Origin of the sequence: Pantoea sp. ACRSB (genome assembly GCF_022346905.1) — a bacterium.
GTDB lineage: Bacteria > Pseudomonadota > Gammaproteobacteria > Enterobacterales > Enterobacteriaceae > Pantoea > Pantoea piersonii.
In genome coordinates this window covers 1,123,345-1,140,616 of sequence record NZ_JAKRNL010000001.1, presented here as the reverse complement: position 1 = coordinate 1,140,616, position 17,272 = coordinate 1,123,345, and the positions used below count along the sequence as shown (strand labels likewise).

15 protein-coding genes and 1 tRNA gene are annotated in these 17,272 nt (G+C 53.9%); 12 read left to right on the top strand and 4 right to left on the bottom strand.

The window, feature by feature from the left end; all coding sequences use genetic code 11:
• Positions 1-41 precede the first annotated feature (41 nt).
• Positions 42-1,790, top strand: a complete 1,749-nt coding sequence (locus MHZ89_RS05585; RefSeq protein ID WP_311782154.1) for an amylovoran biosynthesis protein AmsF — start codon at positions 42-44, stop codon at positions 1,788-1,790.
• A gap of 175 nt (positions 1,791-1,965) precedes the next feature.
• Positions 1,966-2,041 (top strand) — tRNA-Thr (locus MHZ89_RS05580).
• A 723-nt stretch (positions 2,042-2,764) separates the two neighbouring features.
• On the opposite strand, the gene mchS3 is transcribed toward MHZ89_RS05580, so the two are convergent.
• A complete protein-coding gene (mchS3, locus tag MHZ89_RS05575; protein ID WP_311782153.1) occupies positions 2,765-3,265 on the bottom strand; it encodes an MchS3 family protein in 501 nt (166 codons plus the stop codon).
• Positions 3,266-3,707: 442 nt separating this feature from the next.
• On the opposite strand from mchS3, the gene MHZ89_RS05570 reads away from it, so the two are divergent.
• The 5 genes from MHZ89_RS05570 (at position 3,708) to MHZ89_RS05550 (ending at position 9,257) form a co-directional block, all read left to right on the top strand.
• Positions 3,708-4,715, top strand: a complete 1,008-nt coding sequence (locus MHZ89_RS05570) for an alpha/beta hydrolase (protein WP_311782152.1) — start codon at positions 3,708-3,710, stop codon at positions 4,713-4,715.
• A 130-nt stretch (positions 4,716-4,845) separates the two neighbouring features.
• Entirely contained in the window at positions 4,846-5,235 is a 390-nt protein-coding gene (locus MHZ89_RS05565; RefSeq protein ID WP_311782151.1) for a thioesterase family protein, read from the top strand.
• Positions 5,236-5,963: 728 nt separating this feature from the next.
• Complete coding sequence (locus tag MHZ89_RS05560) at positions 5,964-6,953, top strand: glycosyltransferase (protein WP_311782150.1); 990 nt, start codon at positions 5,964-5,966, stop codon at positions 6,951-6,953.
• 2 nt (positions 6,954-6,955) lie between these two features.
• Positions 6,956-8,245 carry an oligosaccharide flippase family protein gene (locus tag MHZ89_RS05555; RefSeq protein ID WP_311782149.1) on the top strand — a complete coding sequence of 430 codons (1,290 nt, stop codon included), beginning with the start codon at positions 6,956-6,958 and terminating at the stop codon, positions 8,243-8,245.
• Positions 8,246-8,261: 16 nt separating this feature from the next.
• Complete coding sequence (locus MHZ89_RS05550; protein WP_311782148.1) at positions 8,262-9,257, top strand: glycosyltransferase family 2 protein; 996 nt, start codon at positions 8,262-8,264, stop codon at positions 9,255-9,257.
• 103 nt (positions 9,258-9,360) lie between these two features.
• Here MHZ89_RS05550 and MHZ89_RS05545 read toward each other — a convergent pair whose 3' ends face one another.
• Both MHZ89_RS05545 and MHZ89_RS05540 read right to left on the bottom strand, forming a co-directional pair.
• A complete protein-coding gene (locus MHZ89_RS05545) occupies positions 9,361-10,929 on the bottom strand; it encodes a methyl-accepting chemotaxis protein (RefSeq protein ID WP_311782147.1) in 1,569 nt (522 codons plus the stop codon).
• Between the two features lie 406 nt (positions 10,930-11,335).
• Positions 11,336-12,298, bottom strand: coding sequence for a chemotaxis protein (locus MHZ89_RS05540; protein WP_269949423.1), 963 nt, complete (start codon positions 12,296-12,298; stop codon positions 11,336-11,338).
• Between the two features lie 178 nt (positions 12,299-12,476).
• Here MHZ89_RS05540 and MHZ89_RS05535 point away from each other — a divergent pair, with 178 nt between their 5' ends.
• Positions 12,477-12,869, top strand: a complete 393-nt coding sequence (locus tag MHZ89_RS05535; RefSeq protein ID WP_120451218.1) for a YgiW/YdeI family stress tolerance OB fold protein — start codon at positions 12,477-12,479, stop codon at positions 12,867-12,869.
• Between the two features lie 165 nt (positions 12,870-13,034).
• Here the strand turns inward: MHZ89_RS05535 and dbpA are convergent, their stop codons facing one another.
• Entirely contained in the window at positions 13,035-14,417 is a 1,383-nt protein-coding gene (dbpA, locus tag MHZ89_RS05530) for an ATP-dependent RNA helicase DbpA (protein ID WP_311782146.1), read from the bottom strand.
• Between dbpA and MHZ89_RS05525 the strand changes: the two genes are divergently transcribed.
• The 4 genes from MHZ89_RS05525 (at position 14,408) to lldD (ending at position 17,261) form a co-directional block, all read left to right on the top strand.
• Positions 14,408-14,689, top strand: a complete 282-nt coding sequence (locus tag MHZ89_RS05525) for a hypothetical protein (protein ID WP_311782145.1) — start codon at positions 14,408-14,410, stop codon at positions 14,687-14,689. The genes dbpA and MHZ89_RS05525 overlap by 10 nt on opposite strands.
• A 135-nt stretch (positions 14,690-14,824) precedes the next feature.
• Positions 14,825-15,037, top strand: a complete 213-nt coding sequence (locus tag MHZ89_RS05520; RefSeq protein ID WP_311782144.1) for a hypothetical protein — start codon at positions 14,825-14,827, stop codon at positions 15,035-15,037.
• Between the two features lie 251 nt (positions 15,038-15,288).
• Positions 15,289-16,056, top strand: coding sequence for a transcriptional regulator LldR (lldR, locus tag MHZ89_RS05515; protein WP_311782143.1), 768 nt, complete (start codon positions 15,289-15,291; stop codon positions 16,054-16,056).
• A gap of 17 nt (positions 16,057-16,073) precedes the next feature.
• Positions 16,074-17,261: an FMN-dependent L-lactate dehydrogenase LldD gene (lldD, locus tag MHZ89_RS05510; protein WP_311782142.1), complete on the top strand. Its 1,188-nt coding sequence runs from the start codon at positions 16,074-16,076 to the stop codon at positions 17,259-17,261.
• Positions 17,262-17,272: the final 11 nt, after the last annotated feature.

The following is a 17,272-nucleotide window of genomic DNA, read 5'->3' as shown; positions in this document are numbered from 1 at the left end:
ACGTCAGAGCATCAGTACCCTGAAATCCTGAGGAGGATACCATGATTGAAGTGAACTCTTATGCTGAACTGCGTACCACCAAACCAGCAGCAGCAGGCCAGGTCGCCAGTCTGAACCGCTACTATGATAAGGATTCAACCTTCCGTGGCGGCGGTGATTTTATCGGCTACCTTGGTACTACCACGCTGAAAGATGACGGTGGCACGATTGCAGTGGGCGATGGCTTTTACTGGAAGCGCACTATTAACGATCCTTCTGAGTTGAACGTGCTGCACTTCGGTGCCAAAGGCGATGGCTACACCGACGACACCGACGCCTTTATGCGCATGTACAACTGGACCAAGACCTGGAACGCTAACTGCGTCGCGCTGCCCGTACGCTTTCCCGGCGGGAAATTCCTGATCAAGCCCATCGATCTCAGCGCCACTGATGCGACCTTCTTTGGCCTGCTCGGCGATGACTCACCGCTGGGTTCGCTGCCGCGTACCACCATTATCTCTGATAAAAGCGCCACGCCGGTGTTCAAGGTAAAAGCGCGTCGTACGGTGATCGCCGGTATGGCGTGGAACGGTCAGGCCAGCGCCGATACCGTGAAAAACACCGGCACCATCACCGCCGATCTGGTGAGCAACAACCAGCCGTTCTTTGAGAACACCTGTATCGAAGGGGAAACGGTGAACATTCACTGTTTCCGCGCGCAGAATACCGGCGGTACGGTGTTCAAGCTGCTGGATACGCTCGACAGTAAGTTTGACCAGATCTATACCCTCTACACCTATTCGCGCGTGTTTGATGTGGGCTGGTCAAACTCACCGAATGGCGTCTGGGACCACTCAACGGCAATCGAGCTGAGCAACGCTAACTTCCAGACCGGCTACGGCGACGCCACGCTCTATATGCCGCGCGTGACCCAGGGGATTATGCGCAACGTCTGGATTGAGCATACGCGCAACCCCGGCAATCTCTCCGACGGCGGCTGGACCATCGACACGCTGAACATTGAAGCTTGCGACAACCCGTTCAATCTGAACAATGCGCGCGTGGTGATGCGCCAGATTGGTCTGCAGTCGGGCGGCACTATCTCTCAGGATGCCGTCAGCGGCCGCTGGCTCTCTACCTTTGAGTATGGCTATCGTCGTGACGAGAACCACGGCACCTTTATGACCGGCTCGCTGCGAGCAGGGTACTACAGCGGTTATAAAGTGACCAACAATACCAGCACCGATAACTGGTATCGCCTCGGCCAGTTCTTCTTCCCCAGCCCTAACCAGCAGTGGGTTATTGAGATGATTGGTAAAGGCGACGCCACTTCACCGTCTACGACCGCTACCTCGCCGGTCAATATGGTGGGGACCGGTAAAACCTGGATCAACCTGCAGCGACTGGAAACCGTCTGGGCCGACGCCTGCCATATGGGGCAACCGGCAGTGCTGGATATTCGCTATAGTCGTGTCGGCACCACCTATGCGGTGGTGTGGGTAAAGCTGGCCGCGAACAGTGGGGACACTATGTTCAACCTGAAGTGTACCGGCCCAACGCGCTTCGATAGCGGCTCCTGCTCGCTGTTCCAGTCCGATATGTCGGTGGTAACGGACACCACCAAAATGGGGACGCTGAAACCGGCCGCACGCTTTGGCTTGCATAATGGACTGGCAGGTATCGGCGCCAACGAAAAAGGCGTAGTCACGCTCGCGACGACTGCGGGTACGCCGACTAATAAAACCACGCCTTCGGGCTTTGTGCTTATCAATATCAATGGTACTGACCGCAAGGTCCCTTATTACGATTGATGACAGGCACGTTTTGGCGAGGCTACGGCCTCGCCTTTTTTGTTTCTGGCGCAGAAAGAGAGCAGGGGAGCCGTTTCGGGTATCAAATGACGAGAAAAGCAGCATCTGCACGCTGCGGCTCTTGACGCAGGTAGCGCTTTTTTCTACCTTATTGCCCCGTAGTTCTCGCCTTTATGCCGGTGTAGCTCAGTTGGTAGAGCAGCGCATTCGTAATGCGAAGGTCGCAGGTTCGACTCCTGTTTCCGGCACCATCTTAGATCTTTTTCTGCATTTGAACGGTTGTTCACATAAATGCTGACAGGCTTTCCCATTCCGTTTTTATGCTGTATTTCCTGAAATTATTACTTCCTGAAGTGTTTTGTGGCAACGGGTGACTAGTGTGCGACTTGCATGTTCTGATTTAATTTTTACCTGGCTGAAACCGTCAGTTGTAATCTCGCTCATCGGTTTATTCGCTATAGATGAGCAATTTCTTCAAAGAGAGGAAAGGGGATAAGCTGATTTTTTAGAATTGTATAATAGATGAAGCACATGGCCTGGGTTGTTTTTGTTAAAGGAAAAGCGTGCGTTATTAGTGCAGTCGAAGCATATATTTATTAAGTATCCATTAAGGTTATGTGACTATTTTACTCTAATAATGAAAAAAACGTAGTAGGGATTTAAAGAGAAGATTACAGGATCATTTTCACTATTGATGCTCTGTAATCTCTTGAGATTTCATAATCACCTTCCTGAATTAGCGCCAGAGCTAAAACCATCAGCTCCACCAGGATACATAACAGCAGAAGATGTTCCTGGCATCCAGCACGTATAGTTAGCGTCTATCCAGCCTCCCATATCTGTGCCCTGGAGGTCGATGACATTAGTGGATTCTCGGTTCCCCTCCCAGTTTAAACCTCCTTTCGCATGTTCCATCATTTCTTTATTTAACGGCCTCATTACACTCTCCTTTTTTGTTTAAACCCTTGATTTTATTACTGGCATCCTTTCGTAGTGATTGAATTTAATACTTCATCAAATTTTTTCTTATACAGAATGTCTCCACTTAAAACGGAAACGTATTCGTTTTTTCCCTTACCAGATAAAGAATTGATTTTTTGAAAGTGTAGGGCATAAAGACCGCAGGCTGCATAAAGCCTGGCCTCATTAGTGGATGTTTCACTCTCAAAAATAGTGAGGAAGGTTTTCTCTGCATTATTATCTTTAAGTATGTTGCGATAAATTTTTTCTCCTTCACTTATATGACCAATGAACCCATTCATTCCGACAGAAAAATATTCTATTTTCTCTAGCTCCTTTTGATGTGGCGTGGGTACAGACGCGCATGTTGCGAAAGTAAGGGAGAGGCATAATGCTAGCAAGCTTTTTTTTATGAATTCCATATGAGTTTTCCGTTTTTTACCCTGACAGCCATAGCTAAAAATAAAAGCTTTTAATTTAAGTTGTAAGGGGGAGGTACAAATAACAACTAACATGAGTCAGCAGGAGGAGGTATGATCTATATCAATCTTGGTTAAGTTTAAAGTGGAACAGAAAGAAACAACAGTCAATCAACCGTTCTGGTTTTCCCCGCTCATGTTTTCTCATTTTAATGCTACTGGCATAACCGTCACGCTAACGCGCACCATGACGATGGTTTGCTGAAGGTCTTGAGCAATGTTACTGCAGTACATACCATGCTGGGGCAGTTAGTTGATAAGCTGAAGACCTCTCTCATCTGTTTTAGCTCTGTATGCGATTTAATAATAAATATATATTAATCAATAACTTATTTTAAAAAGTCCGCCAGGCTATGTTTTTTGCTTGCTATTAAGTAGCGCACTATGTAAATTCACCTCATCCCGAATGCGTCGCAGCTAAGGCGATGCATTTAAATAGCGTGCGATTTAATAGTGAACTGATTAAAGGAGTAACTTCATGAAAATTAAACAGACCTTTTTAGCCCTGGCGCTGGCCGCTGCTTCTGCTAACAGCTTCGCTGAAGCACCGCAGCCAGAGCATCATGTACAAAACTTTTTAAATGTGCTGAACAGCAGCGGCGGCAAACCGCTGGAACAGCTCTCGCCGCAGGCAGCGCGGCAGGTGCTGGTCGGCGCACAAAAAGGCGCGACGTTGCCCGACGCAGAGGTAACGGAAAAAACCATTGAGGTAAACGGCCAGCCTTTGAAACTCAATATTGTTAAGCCCAAAGGGGCGCAGGGCACGCTGCCGGTGTTTATGTTCTTCCACGGCGGCGGCTGGGTATTAGGGGATTTTCCGACCCATGAACGTCTGGTGCGCGATCTGGTCGTTGAGTCGGGCGCCGCGGCGGTATTCGTTAACTATACGCCGTCGCCGGAAGCGCACTATCCCGTCGCCATCAATCAGGCGTATGCCGCAACCCGCTGGGTTGCAGAACACGGTGCCGAGATTGGCGTGGATGGCAAACGTCTGGCGCTGGTGGGCAACAGCGTCGGCGGCAATATGGTGGCGGCGGTCGCGCTGCAGGCGAAGCAGCAGCATACGCCAGCGATTCGCTATGACGTGATGCTCTGGCCGGTGACCGACGCGCACTTTGATACCGGATCATATCATCAGTTCCAGAATGGCTATTTTCTGACGCGCAATATGATGAAATGGTTCTGGGATAACTACACCACTAAAGCGAGCGATCGAAACAATATTCTGGCTTCGCCGCTGCGCGCTACCCGCGAACAGCTGCAGGGGCTACCGCCAACCTTGATCCAGACCGCCGAGCTGGACGTGCTGCGCGACGAGGGCGAAGCCTTCGGCCGTAAGCTGGATGCCGCTGGCGTTGACGTCACGGTAACGCGCTATAACGGTCTGATCCACGATTACGGTTTACTGAACGGACTGAGCGATGTGCCTGCGGTTCGTACTGCGCTGCGCCAGGCGGCCGATGAGCTAAAAACGCATCTGAATTAACGTCTTGCCAGGCAATATGCCTGGCTTTTTTTACCTTGCCGCGCGCACAAAAAGCAATGCGTCAGAGGCCGCGCCAGGTTAAATTCGCAAAATCAAACCGTTACTCTATTCACTACCGCAGGATACGGACATGTTTGCAAAGCACTATGATGTTGATGAAAACCATATCGATTTCCAGGGCATCGTCGATGGCCTCTATTACCCTTTCTATATGGAATGGACGCGCCATGCCTACATGCGCGAAGCGCTGGGTATCGACATTGAAGAGGAGTTTAAACAGGGACGCCTCTATATGGTGCTGGAGTATTCGCTGCGCTTTCGCAAGAGCCTGCAAAAGGGCGACAAGCTGGAAGTGACCTGTACGCTGGAGAAAAATGAAAAGCGCAATCGGGTTAACTTCGTTCAGCAAATCAGGGTCGATGGCGTCACTTATGCCGAGGCGACTTTTGTCGCAACCTGCCTCAGTAACGGCAGGCCCAGCATGCCCGATGCGGTAATGAATGCCTTAAACGCGCTTTAACGCAGAGAGAAGGGCTAAAGCCAGCCCTTCACCTTTACCCGCAGCACCCGATACCTTATTTCCCTCTGTCCTGACCTCTCGCCCAATTCTTAGGCCACCCCCCGAAATTTACGAGATATTCGTCACGTTAACCGGCTTAATTTTTCCCGCATTTAACCCCGCTTTTTTTACACCAGCACTGTTTAACCTGGCGCTATGTTTTAAATGTATATTCTTATTATTCTTAAGCGTGCATTGCGGTGTGCTGATTAATAGTGAAAGTATCGAGAAACAAAACTTATTAAGCCCGGTTAATCTAATTTCACGTCAGTCTGCACGATGCCCTGAAAGCACAGCTTTTTTTGTTTTTACCAGCCAGGATAAATCCTAAGGCAAAAGGCGATTTTTTCCTCTTTGAAGAAAAAGCGTTATTAATTCTGCTTTTTACTGTTTAAGCGTGCCAGCCCAGACAGGTGATAAATCTCACAGGTAAGCGTAATGCCCGCTTATCCATTAATTATGATGAATAAACAGAGCGTCTGTGCGGAAATTCCGGTTTAGCGTTCGCCCCATTGACGGAATAAAAGCGGCACGTAATATCTCATCATTCAATCCTGATTTTTTCTGTAGTCGCACAGCATTCATCCGGGAAAAAAACAAAAACGCTGAAGTGAGCCCGGCACTAAAGCTTTATTGCGGTTATTGCTGCGCTTTTAGCGTGGACGTAAAACACTTTTCCCAGAGGATCTATGGTAACGCTTAACAGCCCGTTAATTAGCGTAATTGTGCCGGTATATAATGCCGAAAATTCGATTATTCGCTGTGTTGAAAGCGTGCTGGCGCAGCAGGAGCCGCGCGTTGAACTGATTCTGGTTGACGACGGCTCGACCGACAGCTCGCCGCTGATGCTGGAGAGCTGGCGCGACCACCCCCAGGTGCGCATTATTACCCAGCGTAACGCCGGCGTCTCATCGGCGCGCAACGCGGGCATTGCGGCGTCGCGCGGCGCTTATTTGCGCTTCGTCGATGCGGATGATTTTCTGCCCGCCGACGCATTAAGCCTCTGCCTGTCGCAGATGAATGATGACGTTGGCCTGATTGTCGGCGAGTCGCAGCACTTTACGCCGCACGGAAAACCTGTCGCGCGGACCTTTCCCTCTGCGGCGCGGCGCGTGCTCAGCGCCAGCGATGCGGTCAACGATCTGCTCTATTTCCATCCGCGTCACGGCATCTGCGACAAGCTCTTTAACGGCGAGCTGATCCGCGCGCACCAGCTGCGCTTTAACGAGCAGATCGCTAATTTTGAGGATCTGCTGTTTGTTATGCAGTATCTCAGCCTGCTTAAAAACCAGCGGGTGATATGCATTAACAGCGTCATTTACAACTACGTTGAATCTGAGAACTCGGCGACGCGCTCGTCGGTACGCGAAAAGCATTTCTCATTCGCCCGCTCATTTAGTGAAATGCAGCGGCTGCTGTCGCGCAGCAACGACAAATTTTTCTATTTCCTGCTGCTGAAGGTCTCCTCGGCTTATTTATATAAAGCCATCGTCTCAGGCGAGTTTAATTCCGCCTTTATCAACGATCATATTCGCCGCTACCGTCAGGCTTTTAAAGCCTACCTCTCTTCAGGGGTCATCGTTAACGGATGGAGCCTCTACTTCACGCTTTTTTTCTGCTCGCCGCGTCTGGTCTCCCAGTTGCGCAAGCTGGCGCAAAGCGCGGTGCGCGGAGGGTAATCATGAAAGATAAACTGAAGAACTCATTGTGGATGATCGCCGAGAAGATCATTGCGGTCTTTGGCCTGATTTTCGTTACCTCTTTTGTGGCGAAATATGTCGGGCCGACCACCTTCGGCATTATTTCCATCTCGCTGCTGGTGTTTCAGTTTTTGCAGACCGTGGCCTATATGGGCAGCGATGTCATTCTGCTGAAACGGCTGTCGCAAAATAAACACTCCGGCATCAGGCTGATGCTCTCCGCATCGGTGCTGATCTTCACGCTCTATCTGGTGCTGGCGTCGGCCGGTATGGTGATAATGCGCGAAGAGATGAGCTCGCAGGCGCAGATCTTTATTGTTGCTGCGGCCATCGCCTGCCTCTTTTCCGCTATCGATCTGGTTAACGTTTTTAACGAGGCGATGCTGAATGCGAAACTGAACGTCATCGCCAACGCTATCGGCTTAACCATTAGCCTGACGATACGCTTCGTCATCTCATACTTCGAACTGGACCCGCGCTATCTGGCGCTGCCGATCGTGCTGGCGACCTTTATTCCCTTTGTTATCAAGCTGGCGCTGTTCCGCCGTTATGAAGGCGCGGTGCGTACGCCGACCCGCAAACAGCTGAAGATCTATTCTCGCTATATGCTGGCTTCCGGCGGCACGCTTATCTTCTCGGTTATCGCCGTGGCGCTCTATACGCGTCTGAACCAGTTCAGCGTCAGCTATTTTCTCGGCGTTAAAGAGGCGGGTGTCTTTTCGGTGGCGTTAACGCTTTCTGGCGCCTGGGTCTTTTTGCCTAATGCGCTGCTGGCGTCGTTCTATCCCGCCTTTTTCTCAGAACGCGACCCTAAACGCGCCATCGTTAAAATTCAGCAGCTGCACCTGCTGGTGGTGGGGGTGTCGGCGCTGGTGATCGCCGCCGTCGCGCTGCTGGCCCCGCCTTTTATTCATTACTTTTACGGTCCCGCTTATCAGGATGCGGTCGCGCCTACGGTCTGGCTCTGTCTTGGCGCGATGTTCGGCCTGCTGAGCAGCGTAATGGATCGCTTTATTATCAAATATAACGGTTACGCCTATCTGGTGAAAAAAACCTTTTTTGTACTGCTGATTTGTCTGGTCTCTTCCGCTGTTCTGGTGCCGCTCTATGGCCTGACCGGCGCAGCCTTTAGCGTTATTTTGACTGAACTGCTTTCGTTCACGCTGCTGAATTACTTTTTTGCCGCTCAGCCGATGTTAACCATTCATCGCTCTTTTTTCAGTCCTAAAAAAATATGGTTTTTATTAAACGACGTTAAAACCCTCAGATAGTTAAGAGGAATGAAAAATGATTTCTACACCCAAGTTCAGCATTATTATTCCCGCGTGGAATGCGCAAAAAACATTGAGAAGAACATTAATCAGTGTCTTGCAGCAGACCTGCGACGATTATGAAGTGATAGTAGTTAATGACGGCAGCACCGACGGCACCGCCGCGTTGCTGGAGGAATTTAGCTACCAGCAGAATATTCACGTTATCAACCAGCAGAATGGCGGCGTCAGCGCGGCGCGTAACCGCGCGCTGAAGCAGGCGCAGGGGGATTTTATTCTTTTCCTCGACGCTGACGACTGGGTTGACGATCACTTTCTCGCCAGCTTTCAGCAGTCGCTGGATAACAGCTACGGCAGGCCGATAGATTTAATCGTCGGCAACCTGGTCGATGACCGTATCGGCAGCATCCGTAAATATGGCTATTTTGCGGCGCAGGAGATGCCTTATCTGCTTGGTGAACTGGAGATGAGCGACAATATCGGTTATCTGCACAACAAGTGTTACAGCCGGCGCGTAATTGAGGCGAATAATCTCCATTTCCTTGAGGGGATCTCCATGAGCGAAGATCTGCTGTTCAACCTCAAGTACTTTTACAACGTCAGTAACTGTCTGGTGATCGACAGCACAGCCTACCATTACGAAAATGTGATGGATTCGCTGTCAAAGAAGCGCGTTCAGTACAACGAGCTCAAAGAGCGCAAGCAGTTTCTGACCGGCCTGTATGACACCATCATGAATAAGTATACGCACCGCGATCTCGACTACTTTCTGAAAGGCGTCTCTAAGCGAGTGCTGGCGCTGGATATGCAGATAGTGACGTCGATGTATCACGACTCTTTTACACACAATGAAATATCACGGGAAATTAATGAGATTAAACGCGGGAAATATTCAAAAGGAATTTTTATCCTGCTGAACCGCAATGAAAAACTGAAATATATTATTATGAATTTTAATAGTTTTGCGGCTTATTACTGTCTTTACGCCCTGTATAAGGCGCGCGCTTTTTAATGGATGTATTTCATCCGCTACACACGACCGGATTTTGCTTTCCTCTGGCTTATTATCGTTAATCACGCCGGGCGGCCCGCAACGGCCGCCCGGTAGTGAACCCTTACTGAGCGGGGCGCAGCGCGCCGGTTTTAAACACGCTCATCGCCTGCGCCATGCGTTCCGCCTGATCCTGCAACGCCTGCGAGGCAGCCGAAGCTTCCTGCACCAGCGCGGCGTTCTGCTGCGTCACCGCTTCCATCTGCGTAATCGCCATGTTGATTTCGCTGATGCCGGTGCTCTGCTCGCTGCTGGCAATAGTGATTTCGCTCATGATGCCCGCTACGCTATTCACGCTGTTGACCACCTCGCCGATGGTGGAGCCAGCGTGGGAAACCAGCCTGCTGCCCTCATCGACTTTCATCACGGAATCTTCAATCAGCAGCTTGATCTCTTTCGCCGCCGACGCTGAGCGCTGCGCCAGATTGCGCACTTCGCTCGCCACTACGGCAAATCCGCGACCCTGTTCACCCGCGCGCGCCGCTTCGACGGCAGCGTTAAGCGACAGGATATTGGTCTGGAAGGCGATAGAGTCGATTACGCTGATAATATCGACGATTTTCTTCGACGACAGCGCAATGGCCTCCATCTTCTCGATCACCTGCTCCATCACCACGCCGCCTTCACGCGCCACGGCGGAAGTGGTCGCGACCAGCTGATTGGCTTCACGCGCGTTATCGGCGTTGTGCTTCACGGTAGAGGTCATCTGTTCCATCGCCGAGGCGGTTTCCTCCAGCGAGCTGGCCTGCTGTTCGGTACGGGTAGAGAGATCCAGGTTGCCGCTGGAGATCTGGTTCGACGCGACGGCGATAGTATCGGAACCGGTGCGTACTTCGGTGACTATGCTCAGCAGATTATCGTTCATTTGCTGCAGCGCGCGCATCAGCACGCCGGTTTCATCACGGCTGTCGATAGTGATTTTTGAACTGAGATCGCCCGCGGCGACGCGCTCGGCAACGCCAACCGCTTCAGTGAGCGGACGCACGATTGAGCGGGTCAGGTAGATGCCCAGCAGAATCGAGGCGATGATTGCCAGCGCGGCGCAGACCAGCGTAATCATTATTGCGGTGCTGGCGGCGCTGACGATTTCCCGGCCTTCGTTGCGCAGCTGTGAATCCTGCGAGTTAGCGAATTTCTCTGCGCCCTCAAGGAAAGCATTCTGGGCTGGCGTCATGGTTTTTAGCGCATAGACCCCGGCGTTTTCAAAGTCACCCGCTTTGACCAGCGCGATCAGCGCGCTTTTCGCGGTTTCGAATTGCTTGCCCGCATCAATCAGTCCCTGAATTTTCTTTTTCCCGACTTCGGTAACCTGAATGGCAGCGATGCGGTTCATGGCGGTGTTGGTGCGCTGGGTCGCTTCATCAAGCTGGCCGTAGCGTTTAACGTTTCTGTCCGGATGCGCGGTATCGATCACCAGCCCGCGCAGGTATTTAATCTGATCGTTTACGCCGTCGCGCACGTCAAAGGCGAGACGCACTTTAACGTAACGGTCGTCAACGATAGCGGAAATGCCGCTGTTGATGCTCTGGATTTTGCTGACGGTTGTTACTCCAATGATCACCATCAACACCACCACAATGCCGAAGGCGACGCCAAGCCGGACACCGACCTTCATGTTTTTTAAACTCCACATCTCTCTTCTCCCCGCTATTCCATAAAGCGTTTCTGCTTAAACAGTTAAGTTTTTAACGCCTGTGTGTGACCAGCCTGCGCCGAACCCCCAGGCCGCCCGATAACGGCTAAAATGAGAGCTGGCGCACAGGTTATCGGATGCTTTTGTTTTGACTTTAATTTTTCTGAGCGTTTTCTGCACGCCGGAGCGGCATAGCAGGCACGCCGGAGGCTAATCATTAGCGGTGCAGAGAATCAGAAGGCCTTAGCGAGCTATCAGATTAACCCGGCTAAGCAGTTGAATCTGGCCCGTTCAGCAGCAGGCGAGTAAAGGCAGGCGCTGATAAGGTCATCAGAGCAAAAGGAAGAGGGGATAAAAGCGAAACAGAAAAGGAACACGCGACGGGGCGTCGCGTGTTCAGAGAGCATCAGGGCGCTTTTTCCAGCACGCTGTGAATAACGGAGGAGAGTTCGTTAATTTCGAATTTCGCGACGTAGCCGTCCGCGCCGACTTTACGCACATGGTCTTCGTTGGCGCTGCCGGAAAGCGAAGAGTGGATCACGACCGGAATGCGCTTTAGCGCCTCTTCGCGCTTGATATTGCGCGTCAGGGTAAAGCCATCCATCTCCGGCATTTCGAGGTCGGTCAGCACCAGCGCAATCTTGTCGTGAATCGACTCGCCCGCCGCCTGCGCCGCTTCGGTCATCTCTTTGATCTTCAGCCAGGCTTCAAGCCCGGTGTTATGCATCAACGCCGGGATGCCCATGCTTTTCAGGCCCTGCTCCAGCAGCTGACGCGCCACTTTCGAGTCCTCCGCCACGATAGCTACCGCGCCCGGCTTGATCTTAAAGCTGCGCACGATTTCCGGCGCCGGCTCGTCGCCGCGCACCGATGGGATCACGTCATACAGAATCTGTTCAACGTCGAGCACCATCGCCAGGTTATTGCTGCCTTTGTCATCTTCGAGGCAGGCGATACTGGTGATATTGCGGCCGCCAATGCCTTTTTCAGCGGTATGCACCTGGCTCCAGTCGAGGCGCACGATATTATCGACCGACTCTACGGCGAAGGCCTGCGTATTACGCGCATACTCGGTAACCAGCAGCAGGTTCAGGCCGGTCTCCGGCGTGCAGCCTGCGACCGCCGGTAGATCGATAACCGGGATAAACTGGCCGCGAATGTTGGTCATGCCCAGCAGCGGTGAACGCATGCCCGCTGCGCGGGTAATCGGCTGCATCGGCACGATTTCGCGCAGCTTGAAAACGTTAATGCCGAACAGTTCAGATTTTCCTTTAGCCTGATCGGTGCCCAGGCGGAACAGCAGCAGTTCAAAGCGGTTTGATAACGCCAGATTTGCTCTTTCATCTATCTCTTTTTGAAAATTATCCATCGTTGGCTCTGCCTTGCTGCCGCCTGTCGCGCGGCGATAGTGGGTGTTAAAAGCGTTATCGGCACGTCTCGCAAAAAAGTAAGAGGCAGTGGTGAAAAATAGATCGACCAGGCGGTTAGCGATTCTTGTGCCAGGCTTAACGGGTAACAACGGAAAAATTTCACTAAAGGAGCGCACCATGAAAAAAGTCATGACGTTTACGCTGTTGGCCTTGTTGAGTTTACCGGCGCTGGCCGAGAAGGGCGGTTTTGAAGCGGGCGCGACGCCGCCGCCGCAGAAAAAGCAGGATGCGGGTTATAAAGGTTCAGAGGATACCGGCCAGACGCATATCAACCAGATCCGCGATTTCCGTCAGGACGGTTACGTCACGCTTGAAGGTTATATTCTGAAGAAACTGCAGGGCGATAACTATCAGTTCCGCGACAGCACCGGCACTATCACCATTATCGCGCCGCAAAAAACCTTCGGCGGTAAAACCTACAAAGCGGACGAGCAGGTGCGCGTAAGCGGCCGCGTACACGGCAAAGGTGAGAAAACGGTACTGCAGGTTACGCAGATTGACGAGCCGTAACAGCCCGGCTAAATCTTCGATGTAGCTTTTCTGGGCGATCGAGACGGTCTCGTTCGCCCGACACGACTAAATACGCACCTTATGGTGCGTTGATCTCCGCGCCAGTGCGTTGTTTTGGCCTGTAGCGCGGGACATTTTGCTCCCCGCGCTATCCAGCCGCTCACTTCAGTCCTTCAGCAGAATCGCTCGCACGCTCTTGCCCTTCATTTTCCCCTGCTTCAGCCTGGCCAGCGCGGCTTTGGCTTCGCTCGCCGCAACGGCAACGTAGGCGTGGCTGGGGGTAATATCGATCTTGCCGATCTGGTCGGCGCGAAAGCCTGCCTCGCCGGTAAGGGCGCCGAGAATATCTCCCGGACGGATCTTCGCTTTTCGTCCGCCATCAATGCAGAGCGTCATCATGGCGGCCAGCAGCGGCTGGCGCGCGCCTTTTTTCAGCGCGCTTGCCGCCACCCAGTTGAGCGGCTGCTGTAAAAAATCTTCCAGCGCGTGGGCGCGCGCCATTTCGTCCGCTGCGACAAAGCTTACCGCGCTACCCTGTTCGCCTGCGCGGCCGGTGCGGCCAATGCGGTGCACATGCACTTCCGGATCCCACGCCAGCTGGTAGTTCACCACCATCGCCAGCGCTTTAATATCCAGACCGCGCGCCGCGACGTCGGTCGCCACCAGCACGCGCCCGCTGCCGTTAGCAAAGCGGATCAGCACCCGTTCGCGGTCGCGCTGCTCCAGATCGCCATGCAGCGCCAGCGCGCTGATATCCTGCTGATTGAGCGCGGCGGCAATATCGTCGCACTCGCGTTTGGTGTTGCAGAACACCACGCATGAAGCAGGCTGACGCTGCGACAGCAGCGCCTGCAGCAGCGGCAGCTTTTCATTCTGGCTCGCTTCGATAAATTCCTGTTCGATGGCGGGCAACTCGCTGACCTCTTCCGTGGCGACATGCAGCGCGTCGCGCTGAAAGCGCGCGCTGAGCGAGGCGATGCTCTCCGGCCAGGTGGCAGAGAAGAGCAGCGTCTGGCGGCTGGCGGGCGTCAGCGCGGCCACCGCCTCCATATCATCGCGAAAGCCCATCTCAAGCATGCGATCTGCCTCGTCCAGCACCAGCGTGGCGAGCTGATCGAGCTTCAGCGTTTCGCGCTTCAGATGATCGAGAATACGGCCAGGCGTGCCGACCACGATATGCGGGGCGTGCGCCAGCGAGTCGCGCTGCGCGCTTAAAGGCTGGCCGCCGCACAGGGTGAGGATTTTAATATTGCGGGTAAAACGCGCCAGCTGACGCAGCACGTTGCTGACCTGATCCGCCAGCTCGCGCGTCGGACAGAGGACCAGCGCTTGGGTAACGTAGCGGCTGCTGTCGATATGCTGCAGCAGGCCGATACCGAACGCCGCTGTTTTGCCGCTGCCGGTTTTGGCCTGCGCCCGCACGTCGCGCCCCGCCAGGATGGCAGGTAGCGTGGCGGCCTGGATGGGCGTCATATCGGTATAGCCCATTTCGCCCAGGTTGGCGATCTGACTGGCGGGAAGAACGGTAAGGGTAGAAAATGCGGTCACAGGCGGCCTCGGCGGCAAAAGGTGGTCGAAAAATAGCGCGGCAAGTCTGGCAGAATGCGCGTCGCGCGGCAACCAGGGAAAAGGGTAACCTGCATGAAAGCTTAGCTCCGCAGGCGTTTAGGAATAACCCGAAGATAGATGAGAATGGATGTAATCTTTTAATGCTTCCAGGTGATGATGAACTATTTGTGCATAATTTGTTGCTTTTTAAGGCCAGTCGAAGCTTTATAAATGCGCGTTTTGAAAAGTTTAATCCTTTTTATATCAGATGATTCCTTTTTTTTAACTCCAGCAAAAGAATTAATCATTAAATAATCTCACTCATGCAGCCGATAAAATAATCACTGCAATTGCTTTATATTTAGCGCGCCATACTTCTATTACAACGACAGTTTGAGGGTTTTCCATTGAGTAATATTGCCCAGGGATCACATGAAGATGTGCTGAAAATCGTTGGTCGCGCAGTGCTTACGCTGCATCTCCACGGTGAAAGCTTATCTTCTGACAAGGTTGTCTCAATGATCGGCTGCTACGCCGAAAACGCGGAACAGAACCAGCAGCCGCTGTTTGCGCTGGCGATGGAGATGATGACGGCTCAAAAATGGGCGAAGAGCGCCTGACGACGCCGTCTTGCTGAACCAAGCCTCCGTCTGGAGGCTTTTTTTATGCCCGTTCGTTTCCTTATCCGCACCAGTCTCGCCAGTTTGGTCCTACCAGTTTCATCTGACTCTTCGGCATAAATCACAGAAGCGGAAAAATCACGGGGCAAAAGGTTGTTTCAGGTTAACAAAGAGTTAACCATTTAACCTCCTGTTGACCCACCGCGCGTTTTTGGTCAGACCAAATTTGCCGCGCCGCGTCTGGATACGCCATGACTGAATCAATTTCGCCGGTTGCAGAGCATCTCGTCGTGCGGCTGCGACGTTATATAGAGCAGCAGAAGCTGGAGCCGGGCATGAAACTCCCCGCCGAGCGGCAGCTGGCCGCCGAGCTGGGCGTGTCGCGCTCCTCGCTGCGCGAAGCGCTGCAGCGGCTGGTCAGCAGCGGCATGCTGATTAGCCGTCGCGGCGGCGGCACCTGGCTGCGTCAGCCGCTTGCTCCCTGGGCAGAACAGCGCATCGTCGCGCCTGTGCGCGAGCTGCTGCAGGACGATCCCGACTATCGTTACGACATTCTTGAAGCGCGCCATGCGATAGAGGCGAGCACCGCCTGGTACGCGGCGCAGCGCGCCACCGAGGCGGATAAAGAGCGTCTGCGGCTCGCTTTCGACGCCACGCTGAAGCTGAAAGAGAGTGACGATCCTGACCTCGCCGCACAGGCCGACGTGCGGTTTCATCTCGCTATCGCCGAAGCGTCACACAATGTCGTGCTGCTGCAGACCATGCGCGGCTTCTTTGAGCTGTTGCAGTCCTCGGTGCTGCAAAGCCGACAGCGGATGTACAGCCAGCCGCCGATTTTCGCCCGCCTTACCGAACAGCATCAGCGCCTGCTTGAAGCGATCCTCGCCGGAGAGGCAGAGGAGGCGCGACGTGCGGCGATGGAGCACCTCGGCTTTGTTCACGCCACCCTGAAAAGCCTGCATGAAGACGAAGCGCGCCAGGCGCGCATCACGCGTCTGCCAGGCAATGACTCTCTTTAACGCAAGGAAAACGCCCTATGATTATCTCCGCCGCCTCCGATTACCGCGCCGCTGCGCAGCGTATTCTGCCGCCGTTTCTCTTCCACTATATCGACGGCGGTGCCTATAGCGAGCGTACGCTGCAGCGTAACGTCGAGGATCTGGCCGACGTGGCGCTGCGCCAGCGCGTGCTGAAGAATATGTCCGAGCTGAGTCTGGAAACCCGCCTGTTCAACGAAACCCTGGCGATGCCGGTAGCGCTGGGGCCGGTAGGGCTGTGCGGCATGTACGCGCGCCGCGGCGAGGTGCAGGCCGCCCGCGCCGCGGCGCTGAAAGGCATCCCCTTTACGCTGTCGACGGTTTCCGTCTGTCCGATTGAGGAGGTTGCGCCCGCTATCAACCGTCCGATGTGGTTCCAGCTTTACGTGCTGCGCGACCGCGGCTTTATGCGCAACGCGCTGGAGCGCGCCAAAGCCGCAGGCTGTTCGACGCTGGTCTTCACCGTCGATATGCCGACGCCCGGCGCGCGCTATCGCGATGCGCACTCCGGCATGAGCGGCCAGCACGCCGCCCTGCGCCGCTACTGGCAGGCGGTGACGCACCCTCAGTGGGCGTGGGACGTTGGCCTGCATGGCCGCCCGCACGACCTTGGCAATATCTCCACCTATCTCGGCAAGCCGACCGGGCTGGAGGATTACATCGGCTGGCTGGCGAAAAACTTCGATCCGTCGATCTCCTGGAGCGATCTGGAGTGGATCCGCGAGTTCTGGGATGGCCCGATGGTGATCAAAGGCATTCTCGATCCCGAAGACGCGCGCGATGCGGTGCGTTTCGGCGCGGACGGCATCGTGGTGTCGAACCACGGCGGCCGCCAGCTTGACGGCGTGCTGTCGTCGGCGCGCGCGCTGCCCGCTATCGCCGATGCGGTGAAGGGCGATATCACCATTCTCGCCGACAGCGGCATTCGCAACGGGCTGGACGTGGTGCGCATGATCGCGCTCGGCGCTGACAGCGTGCTGCTGGGGCGTGCTTACCTGTATGCGCTGGCGACACACGGTCAGCGCGGCGTGGAAAACTTACTTTCGCTGGTGGAGAAAGAGATGCGCGTGGCGATGACGCTGACCGGCGCGAAATCGATCGCCGACATCACGCGTGACGCGCTGGTGGATGCCGGTGCCGCGCTCGCGAACCCGGGCGCCGCGCCGCGTCCCCGTGCCGTTAGCTGAGGCTTGTCTAT

What these genes read in the sequence shown, in the direction of transcription:
- MHZ89_RS05585 (WP_311782154.1), top strand. Translation starts at nt 42, where the DNA reads ATGATTGAAGTGAACTCTTATGCTGAACTGCGTACCACCAAACCAGCA.
- mchS3 (WP_311782153.1), bottom strand. Translation starts at nt 3,265, where the DNA reads ATGTTAGTTGTTATTTGTACCTCCCCCTTACAACTTAAATTAAAAGCT.
- MHZ89_RS05570 (WP_311782152.1), top strand. Translation starts at nt 3,708, where the DNA reads ATGAAAATTAAACAGACCTTTTTAGCCCTGGCGCTGGCCGCTGCTTCT.
- MHZ89_RS05565 (WP_311782151.1), top strand. Translation starts at nt 4,846, where the DNA reads ATGTTTGCAAAGCACTATGATGTTGATGAAAACCATATCGATTTCCAG.
- MHZ89_RS05560 (WP_311782150.1), top strand. Translation starts at nt 5,964, where the DNA reads ATGGTAACGCTTAACAGCCCGTTAATTAGCGTAATTGTGCCGGTATAT.
- MHZ89_RS05555 (WP_311782149.1), top strand. Translation starts at nt 6,956, where the DNA reads ATGAAAGATAAACTGAAGAACTCATTGTGGATGATCGCCGAGAAGATC.
- MHZ89_RS05550 (WP_311782148.1), top strand. Translation starts at nt 8,262, where the DNA reads ATGATTTCTACACCCAAGTTCAGCATTATTATTCCCGCGTGGAATGCG.
- MHZ89_RS05545 (WP_311782147.1), bottom strand. Translation starts at nt 10,929, where the DNA reads ATGTGGAGTTTAAAAAACATGAAGGTCGGTGTCCGGCTTGGCGTCGCC.
- MHZ89_RS05540 (WP_269949423.1), bottom strand. Translation starts at nt 12,298, where the DNA reads ATGGATAATTTTCAAAAAGAGATAGATGAAAGAGCAAATCTGGCGTTA.
- MHZ89_RS05535 (WP_120451218.1), top strand. Translation starts at nt 12,477, where the DNA reads ATGAAAAAAGTCATGACGTTTACGCTGTTGGCCTTGTTGAGTTTACCG.
- MHZ89_RS05525 (WP_311782145.1), top strand. Translation starts at nt 14,408, where the DNA reads ATGCGGTCACAGGCGGCCTCGGCGGCAAAAGGTGGTCGAAAAATAGCG.
- lldR (WP_311782143.1), top strand. Translation starts at nt 15,289, where the DNA reads ATGACTGAATCAATTTCGCCGGTTGCAGAGCATCTCGTCGTGCGGCTG.
- lldD (WP_311782142.1), top strand. Translation starts at nt 16,074, where the DNA reads ATGATTATCTCCGCCGCCTCCGATTACCGCGCCGCTGCGCAGCGTATT.